Here is a 1500-nt window from a genome sequence, read left to right as displayed (position 1 = left end):
GCTCAAGCTATAGAGGAATATATCAAATACTATAACGAAGAAAGGATAAAGAGCAGATTAAAAGGCTTAACTCCGAAAGAATATCGGAATCAAGCCTCTATTAATCCTATGTTTTAAAATGTCTACTTTTTAGGTCCCACTTCAGAACGTAAAACCAATACCTTTTTTCTTTCATTTTTAGGAAGAGCCATTTTAATTTCGTGCGCAACTTGATCACGATTATTCCTTCTAGTAGTTACATATATAGATAAATTTTCAGGATGAGCTATAAATTCATCAACTATTACCTGCTCAATCGCATAATTTTTGCCAGAACCAGTGGTATTTTCCAGTATATTTAAACTTGGATAAGCTCCCTGATTAATTTCTCTTCGCAATATCTTTTGATTTGCATTCATATATGTACCTCCGTTAGTATATTGTTAGTTAAGTTTACCGCAAAAAATAAAAAAACAGAACTAATAAAGTTCCGCTTTTTATTTATATATTAATTGATATCAATATCCAATTTCATTGGTGCATGATCCCTGCGCTTACCTGTATCAATTGGTCCTGAAGATATTATTTTATTACTTACACTATCACTTACTAGCCAAAAATCGGTCCTAATTCCGTTTTCGACTTTCTTTTCAATATTTGGAGCCCACCATGTAGCGTCATTTTGTCCATTCGGTTTAACAATATAGGCATCCCTCAAGCCTAAGTCCAACAGTGAATCATATTGTCTTTTTAATTCCAATACTGCTTTTTTAGAAACAGTTGATTTGACTGTCTTTTTGCCTAATAAAATTGATAGGTCACCGGCTAACAGAACTACCTTCTTTTGGTTAAGTTTATCAATGTATTCTGTTAGTTCCTTCATCCAATGAGCATGCTGTCTATATTTATGATATTCATAGTGAGGAATATATGCATTAACAAAGTAATGCTTCTTAAACTCTAAAATTAATAATCTTCCTTCACTATCCAAATCACCACTATCAATATTAGGCTTAATAATTCGAATGGGATTTAAATCACGTTTATGCAAAATCATCGTCCCCGCATAACTAGTTTTAGCTGGTGACTGAGAAGCACGATATACGATATTATAATTTGGAAAAAGCTCCGTTAATTTTTTGTTTTCTTTAGCATCAGGTCCATCTGGTCTAATTTTAACTTCTTGTAATCCAATAATATCTGGATTATCTTTAATGATTTTTTGCGAAATTTCTCTAGTTTGCAATGCCCTAGTTGTTGTTCCAAAAAGCATAGATTTTAGAGAAGCAATATTCCAATTAACTAATTTCATTTCACTTTTTCCTTTCTTAATGCAATATGACTTAATACATGGATATTGCATTTTTAACGTATTTAAACTAATTTATATATTGATACATCTATACGAGGATAATTATAATGAATAAAATTCTTACCATTTCTGACTATAAAAAACTACTAGACTTTGATCCGTACCGCGTCAAGTAGACAGCTAAAATATATAAAATAATTATTAGTCAG

The 1500-nt window shown here is 31.1% G+C and carries 3 protein-coding genes; 1 reads left to right on the top strand and 2 read right to left on the bottom strand.

Annotated elements, in window-relative coordinates; genetic code table 11:
* A partial coding sequence (locus RDN22_RS11370; protein WP_308554877.1) for an IS3 family transposase occupies positions 1–117 on the top strand: 117 nt, incomplete at its 5' end.
* Between the two features lie 5 nt (positions 118–122).
* Here the strand turns inward: RDN22_RS11370 and RDN22_RS11365 are convergent.
* Positions 123–398, bottom strand: a complete 276-nt coding sequence (locus tag RDN22_RS11365; RefSeq protein WP_308558163.1) for a hypothetical protein — start codon at positions 396–398, stop codon at positions 123–125.
* A gap of 89 nt (positions 399–487) precedes the next feature.
* Positions 488–1291 (bottom strand): exodeoxyribonuclease III, encoded by an 804-nt coding sequence (locus tag RDN22_RS11360; RefSeq protein ID WP_308558162.1) that lies wholly within the window; start codon positions 1289–1291, stop codon positions 488–490.
* Positions 1292–1500: the final 209 nt, after the last annotated feature.

The organism is uncultured Lactobacillus sp. (genome assembly GCF_902491705.1).
Classification (GTDB): domain Bacteria; phylum Bacillota; class Bacilli; order Lactobacillales; family Lactobacillaceae; genus Lactobacillus.
Note: the sequence above shows the minus strand (reverse complement) of the source record. Positions and strands in the feature narration are given on the sequence as shown.